Below are 16,865 nucleotides of genomic sequence, written 5' to 3'. Positions count from 1 at the left end.
GGTGACTAGTGCAGAAATCGTTTAGAGCGTTTTGCGCCTGATTGGATTCGGGATTCCCAAATGGTTTGAACCGTGATTCCTTGTTTTCAAACAACAAGGGCGGTCTTTATGGGGAAACCTCATCCGATGGAGCTTCGGCAACGTGTTGTTGCGCATGTCGAGGCAGGTAACACGCATCACTCAGCGGCGACGCGGTTCGACGTTTCCGTCAAATTCGTCAATGACATGGTCAAGCTGAAGCGCGGGACGGGATCGCTTGCGCCGACACGCCAGGGTCATCGCGGTATCGGCAAGCTGACGCCTCACAAAGATTGGGTGCGCGCGCAGGTGGACGCCAAAGGCGAGATCACGCTTGACGAAATGGCGGCGCGTTTACAGGCAGAGCGCGGCGTGTCTGTCGCTCCTACAGCATGCTGCCTTAAACCTGAGACATCGCACATCACAAATGTCCCGGGAACGCGAAGCGTGGCAGGGTATTTGTGAGTCAAGTTTAAGGCAGGGTGCTTTAGCTCGGTCTGGCGACTTTTTCAGCGGCTCGGGCTGACGCATAAAAAAAAGACCTGCAAGCTCTTGAGCAGAAGCGTGCCAAGGTTGCCCGGCAAAGGCATATCTGGATCACACACAGCCAGCCGTTCATGGCACATATGCTGGAACGTATTGGCTTCATTGACGAAACCTGGCTGAAAACCAACATGGCCAAGACGACCGGCTGGGCACCGCGCGGTCAGCGGCTGGTCGATCACGCGCCTTTCGGGCACTGGCGCACGCAAACCTTTGTCGCGGCGTTGCGACATAACAGGCTGGACGCGCCATGGGTCATCGACGGTGCCATGAACCGCGTGACATTCGATACCTACGTCGAAACCCAACTCGCACCGACCCTGAGCAAGGGGGACGTGATCATCCTGGACAACCTTTCCAGCCACAAAAGCTCATGCCACCCGATATAAGCCTGACAAGCCGCTCTCGACCCAAAGGAGCCAGTCTGGCATTCTTGTGTAAGTTCATTCGATCCCTCCGAAAAGTGGTGAAGCTTGGTAACTCCAACCAACTCGGTTCGGATCGAATGGACAACCTACTGAAAGCTCACATCTAGAGCACCCTGCCTTAAACTTGAATCACAAATACCCTGCCACGCTTCGCGTTCTCAGGGTATTTGTGATGCGCGATGTCTCAGGTTTAAGGCAGCATGCTGTAGGTAAATCGAAGGGCGGCTGGACCATTGCCCGGCAGCACATGCTTGCATGTGTGAGAGGGGACCAAAATTCTGGCTTTGGTGGATGCGCTTGGCAACCTGGTGCGCTTCGTCCTGATGCCAGCCAACCGCTACGACACGGTTGGCGTCGCGCCATTGATCAAAGGTGTAGAATTTGGTGCGATGCTTGCCGACAAAGCCTTCGACAGCAATTGGATCATCGACGACATGAACGCGCGAGGCGCAAAGATCGTCATATCCCAGCGCCCGCAACGATTGCAGCCAATGGCGATCGATAGTGAAATGTACAAATGGCGCCACTTGATCGAAAACTACTTCCAGAAACTGAAAGAATTCAAACGCATAGCTATGCGCTCGGACAAGACTGATGCATCCTATGCTGCAATGATCTGCCTATGCTCTGCGATCATCAACTCAAGATGAATGTCCACAGACCCTAGAGTAGAAATCGTTTAATATGAATCAAAATTCTCTGCCTCTCGATCAGCAAGATGCTGATCTCGAACGCGAATTTTGATGAGCGGTGGTGCAGAATAAAACGATTTCGCTTTAATCATACCTTCTTCAATTCTGTGAAATAGTTCCTCGGAAATAGAAGAAGAGAAGGGCATGTATTTCTCATCTTCTTCTTTGAGCCTTTCGTTTATCCGCGGAAAAATTATTTGCCTTTCGGATATTTCATTTTTTCCATCTCCCTGAGAAACGTGCGTGCGAAATTTCTTTGCGTGACCAGCCATTAAGGAGATAAGCTCTTTATCTTGCGAAAGAACATCAATAGCGCGATCAACCTCTTCGGGGGCAAAGTTAAATACTGATTGTCTCCCTCAAACGCTACACGAATCGTAAAAACGGGTTAAAACTGATATGTCATACAGACCCCTTGGGAAAATACTTCAAGCTCATGATATGCGGCCAGATGCCCAATGTAGATTACCGATAACGGTGGTTTTCGCCTGAGCCAGAAACGTATGAGTTTTGACCGTTTCGTGCCTTCGACGGACACTCATACGGAAGTACATCGTCTAAGATTTCGAAGGTTGCTGACCCAATCGAGGTTCTTGTCCTGCCAAAAGACGTCGGACGTTGGCACGGTGAAGGAAAACGACATATACGCCACCAACTGTCACAAAGAGCCGGTAGGGCATTGGCTGATCAAGTCCGTAGATCAAGGCTATCGCTGTCAACGCCGCCAAGATTGACCCGAGCGAGACAATTCGACAAATAGCTAAAGTGACAACGAAGCATGCCAGTGCACCGAGTGCTATTGGCCAGGCCATCGCCAGCAGAACGCCCAACCCAGCGGCGATGGATTTACCTCCCTTGAAACTCAGCCAGACTGGTAGGCTATGGCCTAACAGCGCGGCCAGACCAGTAAGCGAAATAGCCCAAGGTACCCAAGTAACGGTTGATTCGGACGGGTTTGACAAGATTTGATCAACCCAAAGAAAGGAAGCGCGGCCACAGTAGACAGCTGCCACGCCTTTCAGAACGTCAATCAGAAATACCGCCAAAGCAGGAAGTGGACCCAGTGTTCGCAAAACATTCGTAGCGCCCATGGAATTGGACCCGTGATGCCGGATGTCGATACCCCGCAGAATTTTACCTGCGAGATATCCCGTCGGGATTGACCCGAAGAGGTACGCCACGATGAACGCAGCCACGCCTGCTAAACCAACTGTCATCAAGTTCATATGGTGTGCTCAAACAAATCTGCATTCGCATAGTAGCCTACAGCTTCTGACGGCAAACGCACGGTGGAACTCGCGGCGCGAACGTGTCCATCAGTCGATGAACGTGTCCATCAGTCGATCTTGCGCAGCAGGTGATCTTTGGGGACATGATCTTCAATCCGGAACCGATAAAACAGGTTCTCCTGCGCTTCCAAACGTCCCATCATCGCCCGACCCCCCATGCCATATGGCACGATTGAATCAGCCAATAAGACCCCGATCAAGGCCGGAGTTTTTCACCAGAATCCACCGTTTTGGGCGCGTAGATTCTGTCTGGGTTTTTTTGTCCGTTTTGCGGGACTTTGCAGCCGTTTGCTGTTCCAAACGGAAGGCAAGCTTCAGGTGTCGGTCTGGCCGATTTTTGAGGCCAAGACGTCTACAGTCGATCAGTAGCTGTGCGTTTGGCAGACCACGATGCTTGCGCGCGCAGCGAAAAAATCCTGCTCGAACGGGATATCAACACCAAGCGTTTCCGGCGAGCTCTCTTGGCATACACGCAGCATGTCCCGATCCATATCTATCGTTCCATTGAAGATGGGATCACGCCGCATTTCTGGCGCTGCAATTTCCCAGACGGCGTTTCCGTTGACCGTAATTCGGAAACCGGTTTGTTCGCAGAGACCGCATGCACCGTTTATGGTCGGGGCCCGATAGTCGACCGTTTCGAAGGTAATTTCGTTACTGCCGATCACGCATCGCGCAGGCTCCTCGTTGAGCTCGCGAAGACTTCTAGGTGCGCCTGGTCCAGGATTTAGCGTGTAAAGCTGCCCACCACCTAGCTCAGTCCAAAACACTCGCACAAAAAAGTGCTGTTGATAGTTGTTCGTGTCCAGTTCGTAGCAGTGAGCCAATACTGTTGAACCCCACATATCTGCTGATACCGGTAGCAGCGATCCCACGTAACATAGCAACGCAACAACCAATGATCTTAGACTTGTCACTTCAATTTTCCTTAGCATCCTCCAGCGTACCTAAACCTTCCTTAACTCGACTGTCAAAATGAGCAGCCATGGAAGATATGCGCTGCATCTGTTGACTGTGGGTTTGATTTCGACCTTCTAAGCATGGCTGGATGGGACAAAACCCAACCGTTTCTGTCACCAGCATCGGTCGTTTTGGGCTACGGCAACCTGCACAACGAAACGCCTGAAAAACCTTGTGACACAATCCCTTGGCAAATCCACCTTTGATTTTGTCACGTTTTTGGCCAACACATGAGAAGCAGACTTGGCTGCGCCGCCCAGCATTCGGAGCAATGGGCTCACTGCCGACCTATAGCGTTTCGACTTTATATTGAGACAGTGCAACGGCTTTCGCGTTTGGGCGAAAGACAGCGAAAGCCGTTTCAACATTCAAGTCGAAACGCTCTAAGGGTGTCACCCTGCAAAAGCCGCAACACCCCCTCGTCATATCACAGGCGTTTGAGATAGGTCCAGGTGGCAACCTTGGCATTGCGCGCGACGGAAAACGCCTCTGCATCGCCCAGATAATCGAACCCCGCATTGGTCAGCACCCGGGCGCTGGCCGGATTGTCCTGAAAAACACTGCCGAAGATGGTCGAGTTTTCCAGCGGATTGGCCGCGACAAGGACTTTGACCGCCTCGGATGCCAGGCCGGTGTTCCACATGCCTGGTGCAATCCAGTACCCGATTTCGGATTGGTTGCGATCCATCTGTTCAAGTGAGATCACACCCAACAGTTCCGATCCTCCGGCCTCCGAGGCATCCATGACCCAGACATGCTCGGCCCGGTCACTGGCCTGGGCCCCGGCAATGAACAGATCGGTGCTGCCCGGCGGCAAAGGATGCGGAATGGTGGTGGTCATTTCAGCAACCCGCCGATCTGACGCATACATTGTCATCAGCCCCGCATCCGAATTGCGCACCGGGCGCAGCACAAAGCGCGGCGTGTTGATCACGACCTGGGCGATGATGGTTTCCTGTTTCATCCTGCTCCTCCTCGAACCAGATGTCTGGCCTTTTGCCCCCCTCTCTCAGGTGGCGATTGACCGGGTCGCACACAAGACGTAGCAGCTTGCGATGAACGAAAATTGAAAAGGGGCCGGCGTTTCCGCCGACCCCCCTGACTGCATATAAGGTTCGGCTTTACTCGGCGGCTTCTGCCACCGGCATGACGGAAATAAAGGTGCGTCCCTTGAAGCCCTTGGCAAAGGTGACATGGCCTTCATCGATTGCAAAAATCGTGTGATCCTTGCCCATGCCCACACCTTCGCCCGGCCACCATTTGGTGCCGCGTTGACGCGCGATGATATTTCCGGGAATAACATGTTCCCCACCGAATTTCTTGACGCCCAGACGGCGACCGGCTGAATCGCGCCCGTTGCGCGAGGAGCCACCTGCTTTTTTATGTGCCATGTGTCTCTCTCCTTACTCGGCCAGTTTCTTGGCCTGATCTACCCAGCCTTCACGCTCGATCCGGCCCTTGAACGACAGTTTCTCGTCCATAGCAGCAATATCATCGGCATTCCATGCTGCGATCTGCGCGAAACGCGTCACGCCCGCAGCGAGAAGCTTCTTCTCCAGCGCCGGGCCGACACCTGACAGCTGTTTCAGATCGTCAGCGTCCGCTGCGGCTTTGGGCGCGGCCTTGGCGTTCGGGGCCGGTTTGGCCTTTGCCGCAGGCTTGGCTTTCGCCTTCGGCGCTTCGGTGGCAACCGCAGGCGCGGACCCTGCCCCGATCGCGGTCATCACACCGGTCTTGTCGGCGCCCTTGGCAAGAATATCGGTGATCCTGAGCAGTGTCAGTTGCTGGCGATGACCCTTGGTGCGCTTGGAGGAATGTTTTCTCCGGCGTTTCACGAAATGGATCAGTTTCTCGCCCTTGATCTGGTCGATCACCGTGGCCTGCACGGCGGCACCATCAACCATGGGCGAGCCCACAACCGGCGCATCGCCACCCAGCATCAGAATATCGTTGAACTGGACGGTATCACCCGCCGCTGCGGCCAGCTTTTCCACGCGCAGAACGTCACCGGACTGCACCTTGTACTGCTTGCCACCGGTCTTGAGGACCGCAAACATATCGTCTTCCTTCTACCCCGCGCCCTGCGGCCCCCGTCTTTGGGTGTTGTCGCGGATCAAACCGCGCCTCGGGCTGCGTGCCCGTGTTTCAGGGCATCTTTGACACATCAAGATCGCCGCAGGGCAAACCAGCGGCGACAGAGGCCTGCATATGCCCCAGTGCACAGGCCCTGTCAAGCGGCCCGATCCCGGTTTCGCGGGGCCGTGCCCTGCCCTGCTTTTCCGCCTTTAAGTGAAAGCGCGATGTCAGGTTTCTTCGCCCGCCACAAACAGGGCGGCGGCGGCCCCAAGCTCATAGCTCACCGCCTCGAACATCACATCGAATGCCGCAAACAGAACCCGGTTCAGCGCCTGCCCCGCCGGGGTTTCCGACAGGTCGATATAGGCCTGCATCTCATCATCGCTCAGCTCATCATAGGCCATCAGCTGATAGGAATAGAGCCAGACCATGGTTTCCGCGCGGATCTCGGGCTCCTGCCCCCATATTTCGGCCAGCATCAACTCTTCGGGCAGTTGCACGTCAAAGGCGCCGCCATCGACCAGACCGCGATAGAACGCGTAATTCGAATTCATCGCCCCGGCCACATTCAGATCAAGCAGCGCATTGGCGTCATTGAAGGTTTCCAGCAACCTCAATCGCGGGTTCTGCGCTTCAAGCTCTTCCGCGTAGATGATATTGGCGGCCTCTTCCACAACCGGGTCCATGATCTCGCGCCGGGCGATCACTTCGCCCGCGACCACCCGCTGCCCGGTCTCCGAGGTGAAGAAATCGGCCAGATCGGCCATTTCCCCGTCGGTCAACGCATCCGCCGGGATCGCCGCTTCAAAATCGGTGATCAGCCGCTCAACACCGTAAATCTGCCCGACCATCGCCGGCCAGGCCGCGCCCCCCTGCCCCGGAAACATATCGGTTTCCAACTCATCGGCATAATCGACACCCTCGATCGACATGATCTCGATCACGTCATAAAGCCCCATGGCCTGAAACAAAGCGTGAAGCGCGGGCCGTTCCACAGCCATGATACTGCCGGGTGCGGCATGGGTTTCAACCGGGATCTCAGCCGTGGTTTCGGCCAGACCGGATGCAGGCAGCCCCGGCAATGCAAGGGCAATGGGCAGGATCAGGGCGCGCAGCATGGGGTCTCCTTCAGGGCAGTGCCAGTCCCAACATGGGCCTCCGGGGGTGGGAAATCCACCATCAAGCAGACCCATCGCAAAGAATTGAGCAAAGCCTTGCCACTGCCCGCCCCAGCCCTGACCCTGACCTGATCCGACAACCTGTCGCCCGGCCCCCTTGCGCGGGCGCCCGCCTGACGCTATTCCCCCGGCTCACGACCCCCGATCAAAGCGCGGAGAGGTGCCGGAGTGGTCGAACGGGGCGGTCTCGAAAACCGTTGTGGGTGCAAGCCTACCCAGGGTTCGAATCCCTGTCTCTCCGCCAGTTTCTCAGGAAATGCCGAAACGATATAAAAGCACACTCGCAGGTGTGGCTGGCAATACCCCTGATCTGGTCTTCAATCTGGCGTTCGGCTTTGTCTCGATATTCTGACTTTGAAGCTTTTCGCCTTTGACCTGAAATATCGTGTATCCCTTTTCGCATTCAAATCCCTGATATGAGGGCAGCGAAAGCTGATTCAGGTTTCAGGTGAAACGCTATAGGCTGTTTTCTGCTTGCCTAACTTGCGTGTCTTAAAATTTTACAATAGCCGGTGATGCCCAAATTCAAGGAGAAATCAAAATGCCGGATATTGATTGGGGCGCACTCTCGCTCGAAACGTTAAAACAGATGCAAAAGGATGTCACCAAAGCGATCGAAAGCTTCGAGATGCGCAAACGCCAAGACGCGCTTGCCGCGGTTGAGGCCAAGGCCGCAGAGATGGGGTTTACGTTGAAGGATCTGGTCGGTCCCGCCAAATTAAACGCCATCAAATCGACGCCGAAATATCGCAAGCTCGATGATCCATCCAAGACCTGGACCGGACGCGGTCGTCAGCCCAATTGGGTGAAGGACACTCTCGCGGATGGCAAGACGCTCAACGATCTGCTGATCAGTAAGCGCTGACGCCAGACAATTCGCGGTTCGGGTCTGGCTTGATGCCAGCCGGACTCTGCCCGGAAACCACCAACCCTTTCCGCGAAAATCCCTTGAACCCGGCCCCATCCCCCGGCTCTATGACCCTAACCAAGGATGGAGCCCCCATGCCCCCTGCCCCGCACAGCCGTGATGCGGCCATTGCCATTGCTCAAGGCGCTATTGAGGACGGCACGTTTTTCGACGCGCTTGCCCGGCTTGTGGCCATCCCCTCTGACAGCACAGCCGCAGACGCGGCGCCGCATCTGATCCGCTATCTTGACGCCATCACCGTCAAGCTGGACGTGCTGGGCTTCTCATCGGAACAGGTCAGCGACCCTGAAACCGGCATGCCTTTCCTGATTGCCGAGCGGATCGAAGACCCTGAGCTGCTGACCATCCTCAGCTATGGTCATGGGGATACGGTTCCGGGCATGGAGGGGCTATGGGATGCGGGGCGGGACCCCTGGCAGCTGACCGAGGCAGGCGGGCTCTGGTACGGGCGCGGGGTGGCGGATAACAAGGGTCAGCATCTGATCAACCTGTCAGCGCTGGCCGCCGTGATCTCGGCCCGGGGCGGGCGGAGCGGGCTGAATATCAAGCTGATCATCGAAATGGGGGAGGAGGCGGGATCTCCCGGTCTGGCGCGGATATGCGGGCGTTTCCGGGACCGGCTTGCGGCTGATCTGCTGCTGGCCTCCGACGGCCCGCGGCTCAGTGCTGACCGGCCCACGCTGTTTCTGGGCGCGCGCGGCGGGTATACGGTGAAACTGGGGATCAGACGGCGCATCGGCGGGCGGCATTCGGGCAATTTCGGCGGCGCCATTGCCAATCCGGGGGTTGAACTGGCCAATGCGCTGGCCACAATCGTGGATGCAAACGGGCATTTGAAGATCGAGGCCTGGAAACCCGGCCAGATCCCCGAGGCGGCGCGTGCGGCCCTGAAAGGCCTGACCCCGGCAGGGGGAGAGGTGGATGCGGATTGGGGGGAGCCCGGCCTGACCCCGGCAGAGAGGGTCCATGCCTGGTCATCGGCCGAGATACTCGCCTTCACCTGCGGCACGCCGGAGCAGCCGGTCAACGCCATCCCGCCCGATGCCTTTGCCTGGCTGCAACTGCGCTATGTCACCGGGGTGGACCCCGAGGGTATTCTGCCCGCCCTGCGTGATCATCTTGATGCCCATGGTTTCGCCCATGTGGAGCTTGAGCCCACAGGTGCGGCCTTTCGCGCCAGCCAGACACCTGCCGATCATCCCGCCGTTCAGGTTGCGGCAGGGTCTCTGGCCCTGACAAATGGGCAGGCCCCGGTTGTGCTGCCATCGCTTGGCGGTTCCCTGCCCAATGACATCTTCACCGATATTCTGGGCCTTCCCACGATCTGGGTGCCCCATTCCTATCCCGGCTGTTCCCAGCATGCCCCGAATGAACATCTGCCGGCCGATCTGATCCATGATGCGCTTGCGGTGATGACCGGGCTTGTCTGGAATCTGGGCGCGACGGAAAAATCAAGCCTTCTGCCCGCATACTGATATTTTATGGATTTTCGGGTTTAAAGCACCCTGCCTTAAACTTGAATCACAAATACCCTGCCACGCTTCGCGTTCCAAGGGTATTTGTGATGCGCGATGTCTCAGGTTTAAGGCAGCATGCTGTAACCTGAGATATCACCTATCACCTATAGCGTTTCGACTTTATATTGAGACGGTGTAACGGCTTTCGCGTTTGAGCCAAAGGCGAAAGGCAGCGAAAGGCGTTTCAACATAAAGTCGAAACGCTTTAACCGCCCGGCGGCACCGCCGGGCAGCGCCCGAGCCGCCCCCACGGGGCGGGCGCTTCTCGCCCACCCCTCGGTTCGGGAACTGCCCTCTCCGCAATGCATATGTGGTGCAGAATGATGGCCCGGCGCTTTAACTCAACCCCCGCGACACTCCGCGCAGCGCCTTCAGATAGCTGCGCGACCACCAGTTGATATCCTCACGCAGCAGCCCGTCCATCAACGCATCATAACGCGCGCACCGCTCCCCCTTCGGCATTTTCAGGGCCCGGGCCATCGCCTCGGCCACCTGATCCAGATCGAAAGGATTGACCAGAAGCGCATCTTCCATCTGTTCGGCCGCGCCTGCAAAATCCGACAGGATCAGCACACCGGGATTGTCCGGGTCCTGCGCCGCAACATATTCCTTCGCCACCAGGTTCATACCATCCGCCAGGGGGGTCACCAGCCCGACCGCCGCCTGCCGGTACAGCCCGGCCAGACGGGCCCGGGGCACCGCCCTGTGGATATATCGGATCGGGGTCCAGGTCAGATCGGCATAGGCACCGTTGATCTGGCCCGACAATTGTTCCAGTTCGGTACGGATATCCTGATAGGCTGCCACCGCTTCGCGGGTTGGTGGTGCGATCTGAAGCAGGGTCACCAGGCCGTTCACCTCGGCATGCGTCTCAAGAAGACGCGCGAAAGCTTTGAAACGGTTGGGCAATCCTTTGGAATAATCCAGCCGGTCCACCCCCATGATCAGCTGTTCACCCGGCTCCAGCGCCACGCCCGGGCGGCTGGCAGCCGCCGAGGCGGCCTCCCGCGCGAAGGCGGCGGTGTCGATCGCCACGGGGAAACTGCGCGCCTCGATCCGTTGCTCCCCCAGCTTGGCGGACCCGTCGGGCAACAGTTCCGCATCCGGGCGCGACCGGAACACCTCCAGCAGACGCGCCACATCCCGCCGCGTTTGCAGGCCAACCAGATCATAACCGCCAAGCCAGCCGATAAACTCCTCGGAATTGGGCAGGGCCATGATGTCATAAAGGGCCGGAAACGGGATATGCAGGAAAAACCCGATCCGGTTGCTGACACCGGCATCGCGCAGGGCCTGGGCCAGGGGCAGCAGGTGATAATCCTGCACCCAGATCACATCATCGCGGTGCAACTCGCTGGCCAGCATCTGCGCCAGCCGGGCATTCACCCCCCGGTAATCCTCCAGAAATTCAGGGCGGGTTTCCATCAGATCCGCCCGCCCGTGGAACAGTGGCCAGAGCACGGAATTGGAATAGCCGAGATAGTAGTTCTCATGCTCCTTCTGGGTCAGATCAAAGCTGAACCGTTCAAAGGCCAGCCCCGGATGGCTGTCAAACCGCTGTTTTGGGCGGGCCTCTATCCGCCCCGACGTGCCAACCCAGATGCCGCCAGCCTCGTGAAACGCATCTTTCAGCGCCACCACCAGACCGCCCGAAGGGTTCGGCCCAAGTGGCAGGCGGTTTGACACCACGATCAGGCGCCCGGCCTCGCTCATGATGCCCCCCATATGTTGAGCCAGTGCCGCACCTGTTGCGGATCGCGCAACCGGTGCCGCGCCGCCGTGGCGCCCTGGCCGATCTTGACGGACACGCCGCCCCGGCGATTTGCCTGGGCAAAGGCCGGTTCATCGGTCAGGTCATCGCCCATCACCACCGGGCAGCGGCCCTGAAAGGACGCCTCGCTCAGCAGTTTTGCCACTGCCTGCCCCTTGTCGGCCCCGTCGGGGCGCAACTCGATCATCTGTTTCGACTGATGCAGATGAAACCCCGGTGCGGCCTTGGCAATCCGGCCCATGATCGCCTCCGCCTCGGGTTCCAAAGCCGGGTTGGCACGGTAATGCAGCCCAACAGAGACCGGTTTGACCTCAACCAGAAAGCCCGGCACCGGGCCGGCCGCCGCATGCAGCGCCGCAATCGCCTGTGCCAGAATATCCCGGTCCACGCGCAGCCGGGTCACCCGGCCCCGCCCCCGCGCATGTTCCGCACCATGGCAGCCGACCATCGGCACGTTCAGACCGGGCAGAAACCCCTGCAGATCGGCAATCGCCCGCCCCGAGACCAGCGCCAATGCGCCTCCTGCCCTGTGGTACAGCCGGTCGAGCATCTGCACCAGCCCGCGCGGGATCACCACCGCATCCGGTCGCGGCGCAATGGCCACAAGACAACCGTCGAAATCAAGAAAATAGGCAGCGCGGGCCGGGTGTGGGGGCATAAACTGTTTTGGTCTTTGTCTGATGGACAAGCAGGGGCAAATCCCCGTCCGGCAGCCTTACCACAGGCGCCCGCGCTTCACCACAGCCCAAGGCACCACTTATCAGGAGTGTGCCGCCGCATTCCGCCAGGCGGACAGGGCCGGGTTATCCTCCGCCAGCGGGCGGGGCGGTGGGCCGGCGCGGGGCCCGCGGGGCTCCGGGCTGCGGAAATAATGCATCTCGCGCGCGCCGAAATAGAAACTGACAATCGCCCCCAATAGCCACCAAAGCGGTTCGGGCACCTCGGCCAATCCGACCATCCGGGTTGCAAAACTGGCCGGGTCAACCATCGCATAGACAAACAGCCCAAGCGTCCCAAGCGCCAGCATCGGGCGCGGCACCCGGTTCAGCCCGTTCACCAGCCGGTCGAACAGACCGGGGCGGATATGGCGAAACTCCTCGGAATGGCTGTCCAGCGCCGCGCGATGGGCGGCCGCGCTCAATACCATACGCTCCGTGGCCGAGGGCACGAACACCTCCGCCACCCCTTGCGCGGCATCGCCCAGGGCGCGGGTCGCCTCTGCCCCGCCGATCACCCGCGAGATCAATCCCATGCCGCCACCCTTGCCTCATGTTCCGCCGCGCTCAGATGATAGCGGGGCGAGATGAACGCCTCCGCCCGGCGGATCCAGCCGCCCTTCCCGCCATCCCGCCTGCGGGCATATTTGCGGCTGGCGGGCCGGTTATCGGCCAGGCGGTAATAGTAATTCCGCCGCGCAATCCCATAGGCATCCACCAGATGATCCGGTGCCTGAACCTCTGCCGCGAAAGCCGCGCGAATGGTCTGCGGGCCAATCGCCCCATCGACGATGATATCCAGACCCATATCGCGCAACAGGCGTTGCAGCAGGACCACCGCATTCGACCCCGCATTCACATACATGTCGAACACGCTGGCATGCAGCGCTTCGGGCAGCATATGGATCGAGGGACGCTGAAAATAATGGGTGACAAAAATCTCTTCCGCCTGATCGCGGGTCAGGGCCCGCACATCGGCAACCGACACGGCGCCATCACCGGTCAGATCAAGCCCAAGCCGCCGCATCGTCTGGATTGTCACACCGAAATTGGTTGCCCCGCCGGGATCATCCGGGTCATTCACAAACCCGCCTTCGCGGTCAAGTATATCGGATGCAATCTGGTGAACCGTTTGCATGGCCCGCCCCCCCATGCTCAATGATTCATGTCACCGGCAGGATAGGCACAAAACCCCTAAAACTTGATTAAAGCGTTTCGCCTTTATGTTGAAACGCTAAGCCGCCCCTTCTCTATCTCAAAAATACTTCGGGGGGGCTGCCGCAGGCAGCGGGGGCAGCGCCCCCACCCTTGCGCTCAACTCTCCTCCGGCGCGCGGTAAACCCCCTGATCCTGCAAGGCTTCGATCACTTCGGCAGGCATGTAAGTCTCATCATGGCGGGCCAGAATTTCCGTCGCCAGAAACACCCCGTCCACATAAGACCCGGTGCCAACCATCCCCTCGCCCTCACCAAACAGATCCGGCAGCACACCGGTATAGGCCACATCGACCGAGGCGCCGCCATCGGTGACGCTGAAGGTTACGGTCTCCCCCTGCCCGCGTATCAGGCTGCCGATCTCGACCAGCCCGCCAAGACGGAACACCTCATGGGGCGGCGGTGGCGCGGCGATCACATCCGATGGCGGGCGGAAGAAATTGATCCCGTCGCGAAACCCATAGCCGATAAGGGCCGCGGCCCCCGCCAGACAGACAACCGCCAGCAGAATGATCTGAATGCGCCGTTGTTTCTTCAGCCCTCTCACCGCCCGTCCTTCCCGCTCAGGGAAACAGCGGCGCCATGGTCAGGCCCGCGGTTTCCTCGATCCCAAGCATCAGATTGGCATTCTGCACGGCCTGACCCGAGGATCCCTTTGTCAGATTGTCCAGCGCCGCAAACACCTGTGCCCGCCCGGCCCGCCGGTCTGCGGCCACGCCGATATGCACATAGTTGGAGCCGCGCACATCATGTGTCGAGGGGGCTGCGCCAAAAGGCAGCATCCGGATGAAAGGCTCGCCCGCATAGGCGGCGGTCAGGGTGTCGTAAATCTCTGCCCCACCGCCTTTCACATAAACCGTGGCCAGAATGCCCCGGTTCATCGGCGCCAGATGCGGGGTGAACTGCACCTGCACGGGCCGCCCCGCCAAAGCGCTGAATTCCTGATCAAACTCCCCCAGATGCCGATGTGTGCCGCCGATCGCATAGGCGTTGCTGCCCTCTGACAATTCCGCATGAAGCAGGTTTTCCTTCAGGGACCGCCCTGCCCCCGAAACCCCGGTGATCAGATTGATGATGATCTCATCAAGATCAATCACCCCGGCCCTGATCAGCGGGACCAGAGCATATTGCCCGGTGGCCGCGTTGCAGCCGGTCCCGGCGACCAGACGCGCGCCCCGGATCCGGTCCCGGTAGAACTCGGTCAGGCCATAGATCGCCTCGGCCTGCAATTCCGGTGCCTCATGGGGCTTGCCATACCATGTTTCATAGGCGTCCGGGTCGCGCAGCCGGAAATCCGCAGACAGATCAATCACTTTAAGATCACCCGGTAGTGCCTTGATAACTTTCTGGGATGTGGCATGAGGCAGGGCACAGAAGACCAGATCAATGGCGGAAAAATCCACCTCTTCAATCTTTTGCAGAACAGGAAGATCAAGATGGCGCAAAAACGGAAAGACCTGCCCCATCTCCATCCCCGCCTTGCGATCTCCGGTCAGGGCCGCGATCCGCAGGCCCGGATGGGTGGAGATCAGCCGGACAAGCTCTGCCCCGGTATAGCCCGAGGCGCCCAGAATGGCGATGGAACAGGTCATGAGACACCCTTGCTGCGATGTTTTGCTGCTATTTTTCTGCGGCCTACGCCAATTACGGCACGGGTTCAAATCAGGATTGCTACTGATCCCCCGGCCCGTCTGATGATTTGCGTGGCCAGGCGCAGCCCTATGCCGCCCGGTCAGGCCGCCGCGTCAAAAGATATCGGCCGCCGCAGGAACTGAACCGCCTTGGCCCCCACCTTTTTCGGGTCGCCCGTGGTCAGAAACCGCGCCCCGGTCCCGCCGCCCAGCTTGTCGGGGTGACGGTCCAGATAATCGGCAAGGCTTTCGGCCACCAGACTGGCCTGGCTGTAGACGGCGACATCGGGCCCAAGCGCATCGCGGAAAATGTCTTCCATGATCGGGTAATGGGTGCAGCCCAGGATCGCCGCTTCCGGGGTTGGCATCCGCCGTTGCAATGCCTCCACATGGCTGCGCACCAGCGCTTCGGCCAGGATCATATCCCCCTCCTCGATCGCATCGACCACGCCGCCGCAGGGCTGCGCCTCAACATCCACGCCGATGGCGCGAAACGCCAGTTCCCGCTGAAACGCCCGGCTTGAGACGGTCGCGGGCGTCGCGAACAGCGCCACATGTTTCACCGCCACTTCGCGGGGCGGGGAATTGTCGCCCCAGTTGCGCTCAGTCAGCGCCTCGATCAGGGGCACGAATACCCCCAACACGCGCTTGTCGCCGGGCACCCAGCCCTCCTGCATCCGCCTGAGCGCGGCGGCAGAGGCGGTGTTGCAGGCCAGGATCACCAGATCACAGCCCGCGTCGAACAAATGCTGCACCCCGGCGGTGGTCAGGCTGTACACATCATCGGCGTCGCGCACCCCGTAAGGCGTGTTCGCGTTATCGCCGAAATAGACAAACGGCACCTCGGGCAGGCGTTTGCTTGCCGCGTCCAGAACGGTCAACCCGCCCAATCCGCTGTCAAAAATACCCACCGCCATGATCTAATAATGCCTCTCCCGGGGGCCATCCCGGTGTTTGTCTTCAAACTCGAATCCGATCTCGCTTGTATCAAGCGGATCGGGGCTCAACCCATAGGTGGCTTTGCGCAGGAAATCCATCATCGCGCGGGCATCTTTTGCAAAGGGCTGTAGATCCTCGCGCGGGATCGGATCACCGATCACCACCCGGACAGGGGTGTTGATCCGGGTGCGAAACTCCTTGATCAGCATGCCAAGACGCAGGGTGGAATGCAGATGGCTCATCAACTGGAACAGGCGCGAATTGTGGCCTTCGAAAAAGATCGGCACCACCGTGGCTTCCGATTTCGCGATCATCCGCGCGGTGAACCCGCGCCAGTTCGGGTCCATCGGCTGACCAAAGGGTTTGCTTGCGGTCGACACCGTGCCGCCGGGGAAGACACCGATCACCCCGCCTTCGGTCAGATAGCGCAGGGCGGATTTGCGGGTCTGGATGTTCAGTTGCACCGCCTCTTTGGTGTCTTCAAACGAGATCGGCAGGATGATCCGGTTCAGGTCTTCGGCCCGCTGAAACACATTATTGGCCAGAATGCGGAAATCGCCCCGCGCCTGGCTGAGGATATGGCCCATCATCAACCCGTCAAGAATGCCGTAAGGGTGGTTTGCAATTGCCACCACCGGCCCCCGGGCGGGAATCGCCGACAGGGTGTTGCGGCCTACCACCTCCAGTTCCAGCCCGTAACGCTGAACCATCACCTCCCAGAAATCGCGACCCTGGCGCACATCATCATCATAGCCTTCGGCCAGCCGGATCAGGCCAAGCCGACCGGTGGCATTTTCCAGCACGCGGATCATCGTGCGCCCGCCGCGAGAGGCCGCGGAAGAGGCATAACTGATATCCCGCGCCACATGTCGGGAATGTGCTGATTTCTGCCGTCCAGCCATGATGCCACCATGTTCGTTTCTGGGTGCAGGTCTGCAATAAGCCGGACCGGCGATTCTTTCTAG

19 protein-coding genes, 1 tRNA gene and 1 pseudogene are annotated in these 16,865 nt (G+C 59.0%); 6 read left to right on the top strand and 15 right to left on the bottom strand.

Features of this window, described 5'->3' with window-relative positions:
• Positions 1–108 precede the first annotated feature (108 nt).
• From E2K80_RS06125 to E2K80_RS06115, 3 genes and pseudogenes are all read left to right on the top strand, one after another.
• A complete protein-coding gene (locus E2K80_RS06125) occupies positions 109–483 on the top strand; it encodes a transposase (protein WP_135371899.1) in 375 nt (124 codons plus the stop codon).
• Between the two features lie 170 nt (positions 484–653).
• A pseudogene (locus tag E2K80_RS06120) lies at positions 654–932 on the top strand (transposase); the annotation flags it as partial.
• Positions 933–1,264: 332 nt separating this feature from the next.
• A complete protein-coding gene (locus tag E2K80_RS06115; protein ID WP_135373732.1) occupies positions 1,265–1,639 on the top strand; it encodes a transposase in 375 nt (124 codons plus the stop codon).
• A gap of 29 nt (positions 1,640–1,668) precedes the next feature.
• On the opposite strand, the gene E2K80_RS06110 is transcribed toward E2K80_RS06115, so the two are convergent.
• The 7 genes from E2K80_RS06110 to E2K80_RS06080 form a co-directional block, all read right to left on the bottom strand.
• Positions 1,669–1,953, bottom strand: coding sequence for a hypothetical protein (locus E2K80_RS06110; protein WP_135373729.1), 285 nt, complete (start codon positions 1,951–1,953; stop codon positions 1,669–1,671).
• Positions 1,954–2,238: 285 nt separating this feature from the next.
• Positions 2,239–2,907, bottom strand: coding sequence for a glycerol-3-phosphate 1-O-acyltransferase PlsY (gene plsY, locus E2K80_RS06105; protein ID WP_210405431.1), 669 nt, complete (start codon positions 2,905–2,907; stop codon positions 2,239–2,241).
• Positions 2,908–3,332: 425 nt separating this feature from the next.
• On the bottom strand, positions 3,333–3,638 hold the full coding sequence (locus E2K80_RS06100; RefSeq protein ID WP_135373726.1) for a hypothetical protein: 306 nt from the start codon (positions 3,636–3,638) through the stop codon (positions 3,333–3,335).
• Positions 3,639–4,357: 719 nt separating this feature from the next.
• Positions 4,358–4,894, bottom strand: coding sequence for a GNAT family N-acetyltransferase (locus E2K80_RS06095; RefSeq protein WP_135373722.1), 537 nt, complete (start codon positions 4,892–4,894; stop codon positions 4,358–4,360).
• Positions 4,895–5,051: 157 nt separating this feature from the next.
• On the bottom strand, positions 5,052–5,321 hold the full coding sequence (rpmA, locus tag E2K80_RS06090; RefSeq protein ID WP_135373721.1) for a 50S ribosomal protein L27: 270 nt from the start codon (positions 5,319–5,321) through the stop codon (positions 5,052–5,054).
• 12 nt (positions 5,322–5,333) lie between these two features.
• Positions 5,334–5,987, bottom strand: a complete 654-nt coding sequence (locus E2K80_RS06085; protein WP_135373719.1) for a 50S ribosomal protein L21 — start codon at positions 5,985–5,987, stop codon at positions 5,334–5,336.
• Positions 5,988–6,233: 246 nt separating this feature from the next.
• The gene (locus tag E2K80_RS06080; protein WP_168193116.1) at positions 6,234–7,124 is read right to left on the bottom strand and encodes a DUF2059 domain-containing protein; all 891 of its coding nucleotides are present in this window, start codon (positions 7,122–7,124) and stop codon (positions 6,234–6,236) included.
• Between the two features lie 214 nt (positions 7,125–7,338).
• Between E2K80_RS06080 and E2K80_RS06075 the strand changes: the two genes are divergently transcribed.
• The 3 genes from E2K80_RS06075 to E2K80_RS06065 all read left to right on the top strand — a co-directional run bounded on the left by E2K80_RS06075 (position 7,339) and on the right by E2K80_RS06065 (position 9,587).
• A tRNA-Ser gene (locus E2K80_RS06075) sits at positions 7,339–7,428 on the top strand.
• Positions 7,429–7,725: 297 nt separating this feature from the next.
• Entirely contained in the window at positions 7,726–8,049 is a 324-nt protein-coding gene (locus E2K80_RS06070; protein ID WP_135373715.1) for an H-NS histone family protein, read from the top strand.
• Between the two features lie 137 nt (positions 8,050–8,186).
• Positions 8,187–9,587, top strand: a complete 1,401-nt coding sequence (locus E2K80_RS06065) for a M20 family metallopeptidase (protein WP_135373713.1) — start codon at positions 8,187–8,189, stop codon at positions 9,585–9,587.
• A 378-nt stretch (positions 9,588–9,965) separates the two neighbouring features.
• Here E2K80_RS06065 and E2K80_RS06060 read toward each other — a convergent pair whose 3' ends face one another.
• From E2K80_RS06060 to E2K80_RS06025, 8 genes are all read right to left on the bottom strand, one after another.
• Positions 9,966–11,342 carry an alpha,alpha-trehalose-phosphate synthase (UDP-forming) gene (locus E2K80_RS06060; RefSeq protein WP_135373711.1) on the bottom strand — a complete coding sequence of 459 codons (1,377 nt, stop codon included), beginning with the start codon at positions 11,340–11,342 and terminating at the stop codon, positions 9,966–9,968.
• Positions 11,339–12,058 (bottom strand): trehalose-phosphatase, encoded by a 720-nt coding sequence (gene otsB / locus E2K80_RS06055; protein WP_135373709.1) that lies wholly within the window; start codon positions 12,056–12,058, stop codon positions 11,339–11,341. The genes E2K80_RS06060 and otsB overlap by 4 nt, the downstream gene beginning before the upstream one ends.
• A 102-nt stretch (positions 12,059–12,160) precedes the next feature.
• Positions 12,161–12,652, bottom strand: a complete 492-nt coding sequence (locus E2K80_RS06050; RefSeq protein WP_135373707.1) for a holin family protein — start codon at positions 12,650–12,652, stop codon at positions 12,161–12,163.
• Positions 12,643–13,254, bottom strand: coding sequence for a holin-associated N-acetylmuramidase (locus E2K80_RS06045; RefSeq protein ID WP_135373705.1), 612 nt, complete (start codon positions 13,252–13,254; stop codon positions 12,643–12,645). Before E2K80_RS06045 ends, E2K80_RS06050 begins: the two co-directional genes overlap by 10 nt.
• A 176-nt stretch (positions 13,255–13,430) precedes the next feature.
• Positions 13,431–13,877, bottom strand: a complete 447-nt coding sequence (ccmE, locus tag E2K80_RS06040) for a cytochrome c maturation protein CcmE (protein WP_135373703.1) — start codon at positions 13,875–13,877, stop codon at positions 13,431–13,433.
• A gap of 16 nt (positions 13,878–13,893) precedes the next feature.
• Positions 13,894–14,922, bottom strand: a complete 1,029-nt coding sequence (argC, locus tag E2K80_RS06035) for an N-acetyl-gamma-glutamyl-phosphate reductase (protein ID WP_135373701.1) — start codon at positions 14,920–14,922, stop codon at positions 13,894–13,896.
• 140 nt (positions 14,923–15,062) lie between these two features.
• The gene (locus E2K80_RS06030) at positions 15,063–15,878 is read right to left on the bottom strand and encodes a glutamate racemase (RefSeq protein WP_135373699.1); all 816 of its coding nucleotides are present in this window, start codon (positions 15,876–15,878) and stop codon (positions 15,063–15,065) included.
• 3 nt (positions 15,879–15,881) lie between these two features.
• Positions 15,882–16,802: a lysophospholipid acyltransferase family protein gene (locus tag E2K80_RS06025; protein WP_135373697.1), complete on the bottom strand. Its 921-nt coding sequence runs from the start codon at positions 16,800–16,802 to the stop codon at positions 15,882–15,884.
• Between the last annotated feature and the right edge of the window lie 63 nt (positions 16,803–16,865).

Source organism: Rhodophyticola sp. CCM32 (assembly GCF_004751985.1).
In the GTDB taxonomy this organism is placed as follows: Bacteria; Pseudomonadota; Alphaproteobacteria; order Rhodobacterales; family Rhodobacteraceae; genus Rhodophyticola.
This window is presented reverse-complemented; position numbering and strand designations above follow the sequence as displayed.